The sequence below is a fragment of the Acinetobacter sp. FY683 genome (genome assembly GCF_059515885.1).
The window spans coordinates 1-9,741 of sequence record NZ_JCAKNA010000048.1 but is presented as its reverse complement, the minus strand read 5'-3'; the positions used below and the strand labels follow the sequence as shown (position 1 = coordinate 9,741).

Annotated in this window: 9 protein-coding genes; 1 reads left to right on the top strand and 8 read right to left on the bottom strand. The window is 39.4% G+C overall.

The genetic code is table 11. The annotated features are described in order from the left end of the window. Window positions 1-298 (top strand): transposase (locus tag AC5YDH_RS14470; RefSeq protein ID WP_279043810.1); only part of this gene is annotated, 298 nt, incomplete at its 5' end. Here AC5YDH_RS14470 and AC5YDH_RS14465 read toward each other — a convergent pair. From AC5YDH_RS14465 to AC5YDH_RS14430, 8 genes are all read right to left on the bottom strand, one after another. Beyond that, window positions 266-718 (bottom strand): TorF family putative porin, encoded by a 453-nt coding sequence (locus AC5YDH_RS14465; RefSeq protein ID WP_496120498.1) that lies wholly within the window; start codon window positions 716-718, stop codon window positions 266-268. The genes AC5YDH_RS14470 and AC5YDH_RS14465 overlap by 33 nt on opposite strands. Before the next feature lie 13 nt (window positions 719-731). Then, window positions 732-1,934: a 3-oxoadipyl-CoA thiolase gene (gene pcaF / locus AC5YDH_RS14460; protein ID WP_280561071.1), complete on the bottom strand. Its 1,203-nt coding sequence runs from the start codon at window positions 1,932-1,934 to the stop codon at window positions 732-734. Between the two features lie 15 nt (window positions 1,935-1,949). Beyond that, a complete protein-coding gene (locus tag AC5YDH_RS14455; RefSeq protein WP_280561070.1) occupies window positions 1,950-2,603 on the bottom strand; it encodes a 3-oxoacid CoA-transferase subunit B in 654 nt (217 codons plus the stop codon). Window positions 2,604-2,623: 20 nt separating this feature from the next. After that, the gene (locus AC5YDH_RS14450; RefSeq protein WP_280561069.1) at window positions 2,624-3,295 is read right to left on the bottom strand and encodes a 3-oxoacid CoA-transferase subunit A; all 672 of its coding nucleotides are present in this window, start codon (window positions 3,293-3,295) and stop codon (window positions 2,624-2,626) included. Between the two features lie 79 nt (window positions 3,296-3,374). Next, window positions 3,375-4,964, bottom strand: coding sequence for an aldehyde dehydrogenase family protein (locus AC5YDH_RS14445; RefSeq protein WP_280561068.1), 1,590 nt, complete (start codon window positions 4,962-4,964; stop codon window positions 3,375-3,377). A 14-nt stretch (window positions 4,965-4,978) separates the two neighbouring features. Next, entirely contained in the window at window positions 4,979-6,298 is a 1,320-nt protein-coding gene (locus tag AC5YDH_RS14440; protein ID WP_280561067.1) for an NAD(P)/FAD-dependent oxidoreductase, read from the bottom strand. A 26-nt stretch (window positions 6,299-6,324) separates the two neighbouring features. Further along, on the bottom strand, window positions 6,325-7,662 hold the full coding sequence (locus AC5YDH_RS14435) for an aspartate aminotransferase family protein (protein ID WP_496120494.1): 1,338 nt from the start codon (window positions 7,660-7,662) through the stop codon (window positions 6,325-6,327). A gap of 13 nt (window positions 7,663-7,675) precedes the next feature. Next, window positions 7,676-9,091 carry an amino acid permease gene (locus AC5YDH_RS14430; RefSeq protein ID WP_496120492.1) on the bottom strand — a complete coding sequence of 472 codons (1,416 nt, stop codon included), beginning with the start codon at window positions 9,089-9,091 and terminating at the stop codon, window positions 7,676-7,678. Window positions 9,092-9,741: the final 650 nt, after the last annotated feature.

Below are 9,741 nucleotides of genomic sequence, written 5' to 3'. Positions count from 1 at the left end.
GCATGCGGTGATTCCACCTAGAAAAAATGCGAAACCATGGAAAGATACAAAGAGTAGCTCGCTAGAGCGAAATGAATTACTTCGAACAATTAAACGTTTAGGCAGGACACTATGGAAAAAATGGTCAGGCTATCATCGGCGAAGTTTGGTTGAAACTAAGATGCATTGCATCAAATTATTAGGAGATAAACTCAGTGCAAGGAGTTTTGATAGCCAAGTGAATGAGATCCATGCACGTGTAGCAGTCCTTAACAGATTTACGGAATTAGGTCGACCACTTACCCAAGTTACGCCTTAAATTTGGCTCAATTAGGTGCGCTTTGCATTTCAAATCTTTGTGCAACAAAGCCCCTGGATAGTAATAAATAGCTGTAAAAATATCATAATTAATATTTTTATAATTATTGGCATACCCTAAAAATAAATCATGCTCGTAAAAGTCTGTCGCTTTCGCTGACTTTCCTGTTTGTAACTCTTTAATAGAATAATCTAATTGTGAAAACCAGTAGAATGCGTAGAATCCGTTATACCCAGCAGTTAAAGAACCTTGAATAACTGGATCAGGATTTTCTGGCGCATTTGTACCACCACGTGAAACATAAGCAGATACTGCACTGATTGAGCCATTGAATGTAGGCTCAATTTCTTGTGTTCCCTCAGCAAAACTGTTACTTTGGATTGCTATTCCTACTGTTAGTAATGTTAATTTAAATTTCATTGTGTTCTCATTTTTAACGTTTAATTATTAAAGCAATACCTTGACCGACCCCGATACACATTGAGCAAAGTGCATAATTTCCATCTATAGCTTCAAGCTGGTTTAGAGCTGTCGCTACTAGGCGTGCACCTGAAGCACCTAGTGGATGGCCAATTGCAATTGCTCCACCATTCGGGTTCACATGAGCCGCGTTGTCAGGAAGCCCCAAGTCACGAGTTACAGCTAAAGCTTGTGCTGAAAAGGCTTCGTTAAGTTCAATGACATCCATCTGATCTAGAGTCAGACCAGTTTGATCAAGTAGTTTTTTGATCGCTGGAGCTGGACCAAAGCCCATAATTCTTGGCTCAACACCTACGACAGTTGCAGCAATGATTTTGGCACGTGGTTTTAATCTGTATTTTTTAACAGCTTCATCTGAAGCAATCAGGAGTGCTGCTGCACCGTCATTGATACCTGAGGCATTGCCTGCAGTCACAGTACCGTCTGCTTTTACCACAGGTTTTAACTTCGTTAATCCTTCAAGTGTGGTTGAAGCACGAGGATGCTCATCTTTATCCACTACAATCGGATCACCTTTACGCTGTGGGATTACGACTGGGATAATTTCCTTGTCAAAGAAGCCACGTGCCTGAGCTGCTGCTGTGCGTTGCTGGCTGGCTAAGGCAAATTTATCCTGATCTTCACGACTGATATTGAACTGCTCTGCTACGTTCTCCGCAGTCTGTGGCATGGTTTCTACACCATACAACTCTTTCAATTTTGGATTGATGAAGCGCCAGCCCATGGTGGTGTCTTCAATCTTTTGGCTACGGCCATAAGCTGTATCAGATTTCCCCATGACAAATGGCGCACGTGACATGGATTCCACACCACCAGCCACGATCAGATCCGCTTCACCGGCTTTAATTGCACGTGCTGCAATTGCTACAGCATCAAGTGATGAACCACATAAACGGTTGATCGTTGTTGCAGGTACTTGATATGGCATGCCAGCAAGCAAAGCTGACATACGACCGACATTACGGTTGTCTTCACCGGCTTGGTTGGCACACCCGTAAATCACGTCATCTACTTTTTCCCAGTTGATACTCGGGTTACGCTCCATCAGGGCTTTAATCGGCACAGCACCCAGATCATCGGCACGGACAGGTGCTAGGCCACCCGCATAGCGGCCGAATGGGGTACGGATAGCATCAATGATATATGCATTTTTCATATGATCTTCTCTTCCCTATCCCTGTGTCACATCTATCAGTTTCGCACCCGTCATTGACTGCAGTTCTTCAAATGATAGGCCTTCGACTTTCTCAATCACTTTCATACCTTGCGGAGTCACGTCAATTACGCACAGGTCGGTATAAATGCGGTCTACACATTTCAGTCCTGTTGCTGGATAAGAAAGCTCAGCCACAATCTTCGGCTCACCTTTCTTAGTGACATGATCTGTGGTGATAAAAACTTGCTTCGCACCAACCGCCAAGTCCATGGCACCACCGACTGCAGGAATTGCATCTGGTGCACCGGTATGCCAGTTGGCCAGATCACCATTTGCAGCCACCTGAAAAGCGCCCAAAACTGCGATGTCTAAATGACCACCACGCATCATCGCGAATGAATCCCCATGATGGAAAAAAGCACCACCTTCAAGCATGGTCACGAATTCTTTACCGGCATTAATCAGTTCAGGATCACGGTCTTCTTCAGCAGGAGGTGGACCAAAAGCCAATAAGCCATTTTCAGAATGCAGGAAGACATCTTTGCCTGAAGGCAGGTAGCTTGAAATTTTAGTGGGTAAGCCAATGCCAAGATTGACATAAGCACCATCTGGAATGTCCTGGGCAACACGTTCAGCAATCTGGTCACGGGTCAGTTTGGTATAGCTCATCTTTTTTCTCCTATCCGTGATTACTGTGCAGGCTGTACTTGTACAACGTGCTGTACGAAAATTCCTGGGGTAATGATGTGTTCAGGATCGAGTGCACCGAGTTCAACGACTTCAGAAACCTGGGCAATGGTCACATCTGCCGCCATCGCCATAATCGGACCGAAGTTACGGGCTGATTTGCGGTACACCAGATTGCCCCAGCGGTCACCCTTAGAAGCCTTGATCAGTGCAAAGTCCGCTTTAATTGGATTTTCTAAAATGTAATCTTTACCTTCATAGTTCAGGGTAGGTTTGCCTTCAGCCAGCAAGGTACCGAAACCTGTAGGGGTATAGATTGGACCAAGTCCCATACCGGCAGCCTGGATACGACAGGCCAGGTTCCCTTGTGGCACCAGTTCCAGCTCGATCTTGCCGGCACGGTACAGCTCATCAAATACCCAGGAATCTGACTGGCGCGGGAAAGAGCAGATGATCTTGCGTACTGCGCCAGCTTTAAGGAGTTTTGCCAGACCATAGTCGCCGTTACCGGCATTGTTATTGACGATCACCAGATCTTTCACACCAAGTGAGATCAGGCCATCAATCAGTTCAGCTGGCTGACCAGCGGTACCAAAACCACCAATCATGATGGTTGATCCATCTTTGATTTGGTCCAGCACTTCTGCCATCGTATTTTTTACTTTGTTAATCACTTTTTTTCTCAAATTTTAGGCAAAAAGAACCCATTACCCTTGCCTTACACAAGGGTAATGTATTGATATTTATTAGAAATTAACGAATTACGGTATGACTTTGTTCACGCATGAACTGTTGGATAAAATTAGGACCTAAACCACCTTTGTGACCTACACCTGAACCTTTCCAACCACAGAAACTTTGAATACCAGGCCATGCACCTGTAGTAGAACCACTGGCACGGTTCGCATACAATGCGCCTGCTTCAGCAAAGTTCAGGAAGTATTCTAGTTCTTTATCATCTTGTGTATAAATTCCTGCCGCTAAACCATAGATAACATCATTACCTTCAACAATTGCCTCTTCTAAGTCACTAAATGTGCGAATCGCGACGAATGGAGCAAACAATTCATCTTTAGTGAGACGATGACCTTTTGGTACTTCAACAATGGCAGGAGAAACGTAATAAGCTTTTTCTAAGCCAGGAAGATTCAATGCATTACCGCCAAATAATACAGTACCTTCTGCTTTTGCTTCTTCAACTGCATTTAGATAACGATCAAAAGCTGCTTTGTTATAAACTGGTCCACCAAAAGTATCTTTCTGGGTTGGATCATTGAATTTTAACGCTTCAGCGACAGTGATAAGTTCTTTAACGAATGCATCTTTTACAGATTCATGTACATAAACTACTGAGTTTGCGCTGCATTTTTGTCCCTGTAAGCCAAAAGCAGAACGTGCCACACCGCTTGCTGCTGTTTTTAAATCCGCAGAAGCTGAGACATAGGCAGGGTTTTTACCGCCCATTTCAGCAATGACAGGTTTAGTATAAATGCCACTATTCACTTGACGGAAAATTGCCATGCCAGTGTTGTAAGAACCTGTAAATGCAATACCTGCAACATTAGGATGATTAACGATAGCTTTACCAACTACATCATGACCATGAACTAATTGGACAAGATCACCTAAACCAACTTCCTGTAATGCTTCAATTAGTAAAGTCGCTGTCATACCACAGTCTGGAGAAGGTTTATAAACAACCGTATTACCTGTTAAAATCGCACCTACAATCAGGTTTACAGACAATGCTAATGGAAAATTAAATGGTGAAATAACACCGAAAACACCTAGTGGACGAAGACGTGTACTTGTTTCTTCATGAGCAAATGCGCGACGTAATGATTGATGGTAACCATTATTTCGAACCATTTCATCGCAGTAGTATGGGATCATATCCAATACTTCATCAGCTTCTCCTAGCGCTTCGATTCTTGATTTACCAATTTCAAAAATGGTTGCAATTGCGATATTGTATTTTTCACGCGTAAGTACGTCAGCCCAACGACGAACACGTGCAACACGCTCTTGCCAAGGTGTTGCCGACCATGTCTTATAAGCTTCTTGTGCTTTTTTCACAGCTTCATTAACAAGGTCTTCATTGGCTAATGCAAAAGTACCAAGAATTGTCTCATTATCAATTGGTGAAAGAGCTGTATGTATTTCATTACCTTCACGAGTTTCACCACCGATAATATTAGGATAATATTTACCTAGATTTTCAGCTTTAAATGTAGAAATTTCACCATCTAAATACTCATGTAATTGAGTAAAATCTTCTCCCGAAGATGCATAAGTTACACGTGGAAAGTATGTATGTGTTGAACGTTTTACGTAAGTATTCATTGTTTGATTCATCCTTAATTAGATTGATATGCAAAATCGTATGCTGGAGTCCCTTTATCTAAGTGGTCGTAATACTTGAATACGGTAGATAGGAACCAAGGTTTTTCCCGGTAAAATGGAATAGTAGGAAACTTGCGATTAAAGAACAGTGTCTTGCCTTCGCTTTGACCCAATATATTTAAGGCTAGTTTTTTACCTAAATATGTGCCCATTGGTACACCAACAAAGCAGTAACCTAATGAGTAATAAATACCTTCATGTTGTCCTGCATGTGGATATAGGTCAAAAGTACCTGAACATTTACCTGTCCAAGAATGAGCCAACTGCTTATCGGCTAAATCTGGCAATAAGCGACGCAGGATTTTCGCAAGATGCTCACCTTTTTCTTCAAAACTTCCTGGTTTAGTCGCAGTTAAACCTCCAAATAAAATACTATTACCATCAGGGGATTGACGTACAAATAGTGGGTTATGACTGGTATCAATCACAACTCGATTATTTGGAATAATTTTTTTCACCAATGTTTCAGGTAGTTCTTCAGTCGCGATCATGTAAGCATCAAATGGAATGATGCGTCTGCGTAACCATGGAAACAGTAAATCAGTATAACCATTCGTTGCTAAAATCAGCTCCTTAGCTGAAATCACACCTTTAGTAGTGTTTACTTGTTTAACATCACCTGATGAAAGAATTTCTAAAGCTTTCACCTCCTCACAAATTTCAAGGCCTAGTGATAGTGCTACTTTAAGCAAACCTGCATGATATTTACCTGGATGAATTCCACCTAAATCAGGAATTAATGCAGCGCCATGATAACTATCTGTTGCAAGTTCACTCTGTAATTTAGTTTTATCTAACATTTCATATTCAAAACCTAGATAACGTTTTTGCTTAGCTAAATCATCTTCTAAGGCTTTAAAATGTGAAGAATTAGGAACAGGAAGTAAACGACCTAGAAATTTTAAATCACAATCGAGTTTGTAAGTATCTACATACTCTTGTACAGATCGAACAGATTCATCTAATTCACGATGCAATTTAATGGCATAGTCTAGGCCGTATTTTTTTTCTAAATCTGCAAAACTATGTTTGAAAGAACGTGATACATAACCCGCGTTACGTCTACTCGCGCCACTTCCAATTTTATTCTGGTCAATTACAGTGACCTTGCGACCATTCTTTAGTAAGGTAATAGCCGCTGACATTGCTGTAATACCCGAACCGACGATTAGAACATCAGCTTGACTAGGTAACTGACTTGTTCCTTCTGGAAGTGGTGCTGCATTCCACCAGTAAGGATCAGGATTAATAGAGTATTTTTGTCTTTCGTGCATAATCTTCAACTTTATTAACTATTCAATTAAAAAATCTTGGAAATTTCTTCAATTGTTAATTCAATTGCTGTGCTGATTTCTTCAATATCGTCTAAAGACATTGTTGTAGAAAGAGCAATCAAACCATAACTCGCAGTGAGAATCCCTCTATTCAACATCTGCTTGTGAAAGAATTCCAAAATTTTATTTTGTTTTTCATCAGGATAAATAGAACGATAATTCTTAATTTCATTATCCGTAAAATGAATTTTTAACAATGAACCCAATCCCACACACACACCTGAAAAATTATATTTTTCAAATGATTTATTGATTGAATTACGTAATTTTCCACCGATTTGATCTAAATAATCAAATGCTTTTTCATCTAATAATTGCAATGCTTCATAACCAGCAATCATAGAAATTGGATTTGCTGAGAATGTACCACCATGAGGTAAAGCTGGTTTACCTTTAGTTGGATCAAAAACTGCCATTACATCTTTTTTTCCACCAACTGCTCCAATAGGAAAACCACCACCAATAATCTTACCCAAAGCTGTTAAGTCTGCTTCAACACCCCAAATACTTTGAGCACCGTGATAGCCTAATCGAAAAGAAATTACTTCATCAAAAATCAATAAGATACCTAGTTCTTTTGTTAATTTACGAAGTAAATCAATAAAAGCTTGGCTTGCAGGAATCAAACCCGCACGATTTGGAACTGGGTCAATCAATACGCCTGCTAATTGATCTGCATTTTTACGAAGAATCTCTTCTGTTTTTTCAAGGTCGTTAAAAGGTAAAACTACAACATCATCTAACACTGCTTGTGGCGTACCTGCTGCATATGCTGTAGAAATTGGCTCATCTTTACCCCAATTTTTTGGATTAGAATCAAGGCTAACTTCTGCATAGTCATAAGAGCCGTGATAAGCACCTTCAACTTTAGCGATCTTAGGTTTTTTAGTGTAAGCACGTGCAGCTTTTAGAGCCATCATTACTGCTTCCGTTCCTGAGTTGGTAAAACGGATTTCGTCGATTGATTTAACACGTTCTACAATCAATTTGGCCAAGTTAACTTCGGAATATGTCGGCATACCGAAACAAGTACCCTTAGTTAATTGTTGGTTGATAGCAGCATTAATAACTGGAGTGTTATAACCGTGGATATTCGATGTAAAGTTGTTAATACAGTCAATATAAGCATTACCATCAACATCCCAAACACGGCAACCCTCACCATGACTGGCGTAAATAGGGTGTGGCTTCATATATACTGTTGTACGAGTATTGCCACCCGGTAAATAATTTACCGCTTCATCATAAATTTCTTTTGATCGGCTGATTGTTCGTGTTAACTGGGCTTGTATTGCGCTATTCATAATTTCTCTCTAATTAAGAATCGTGTTTTGGTAGTTTTGAAAGGTTTTGAGATAGGGCTTCTTTTGATTTATCACGTGCAAAGTTGAAATAATAGATCGTGTAAATCACAGCTACTAAAATCAAACTTGAATAAATTTGAGATCTGAATGACTCTGTAAATGCCATTGCTACTAACATTGTCGTAATCGAAAGAATAACCGCATAGGTTAAACCAGGAAAAAGCCACATTTTTAAAGCTAGACGCTCTGGTGCAGTACGCTCAAAATGTCGACGTAATTTAAGTTGAGAAGCACATATTAATAAATAAATCAAAAGCATAATTGCACCTGATGCATTAATCAGGAACATGAATACCACTTCTGATGAGAGAATTGACGCTAAAACTGCGATATAGCCAATTAAACTACTGATTAAGACCGCTTTAACAGGAACACCACTTTTTGAAACTTTTTGCAGGCTCTTCGGTGCTTCATTACGGTTCGATAAGCTGTAAATCACTCGAGAAGCGACATAAATACCAGAGTTGAGACAAGACAACACTGCAACTAAAACAACGGCATGCATAATTTGTGAGGCATAAGGAATGTCCATAATATTCATTGCAAGAATAAATGGAGACTGACCTTTAACAATAGTTTCCCATGGCACCACAGCAGTGACCATTAAAATCGATGAAACATAAAATAAAAGTACGCGGACAATGACCGAACGCGTCATTGAAGCAACACTTTTTGCTGGCTCATCAGATTCTGCAGCAGCAATAGTCGCAATTTCAGCACCACAAATTGCAAAAATCACCATTGGAATACCGGCAATAACCGATAACCAGCCATGCGGCATAAATGAATTTTCATACAAGTTTTTAAAGGTAGAGCCACTTGGAGCTGTAATACCTGTTGCATAAGACAAGGCAATAGCTACAAATACAATGATTGCTGCAACTTTTAATGAAGCAAACCAAAATTCGAATTCACCATAGGATTTTACAGACATGATATTGACTAAGGTCAATACGAGTAGCAATACAATACCAATTATCCATTGAGGCGCATCGATATAGACTTGGAGCATTTCTGCACCAATAACCACTTCAACAGCAACCACAATTACCCAGAAATACCAATATAACCATCCTGAAGTAAATCCGGCCCCATTGCCTAATCCAGCGCGAATGTATTCAGTAAAGGAACCGATACCAGGTATGGCAATTGCCATTTCCCCCAACATACGCATAACAAATAGCACGACTAAACCAGCTAACAAATAACTAAACACTGCTGCTGGGCCAATGGTTGCAATTACCCCACTACTACCAACAAAAAGCCCAGCCCCAATAATTCCTCCTAGAGAAATCATCGTGACATGTCTTTGCTTTAATCCTTTACCCAGCTTACTTTCCTGAGCTTGACTTATATCCTTTAAAGCCATTTTTCATACCTCTCTATTGAGATAATTACTAGAAAAATACAATTATTAAAAATATTTTTGTATTCTTTTCAACATAAAAATAACAAACGTATCTTTTTTATGCAAGCATTTTTAAATAATGTTTTTTTAACCTTGTCCAATCATTTTTAACGCAAGATATTGTTTTATAATTATATTTATTTTTGCTTTTTTTCAGTGCATTATTTTTTTTGTAGTAATTTTTATGTAACTTTATTAGGCAAACTATGGAGATTTGAAAATTATATTTTTGAAATAATTTTAATTTTTATAAATTTATTAAACGCCATATGTTTATATTTAAAGGAAATTTAATCATTCTTTTGAGGTTATAGTAGAATTGAATATTTATAAATAATTCCAATACCTTTATAGACTTATGCACAAAGGTAGTGCATTCTCTTCGCAAGAAATACTTAATTCAAATGCTGAATTTTTAAGCATTTTTACTAGAATAGAGTGAGCTCTCATCGACAGTTTTCTAATTCAAGGATAACCTATAAAAGGCTTTGTTGCACAAACCTATCTGTAAAGGCTTTTTTAGCGATATAATTTTCAAATGAAGAAGCCTACACACAAAATCTACCGCACAACCAATTGGCCCGCATATAACCGAGCACTCATGAGTCGCG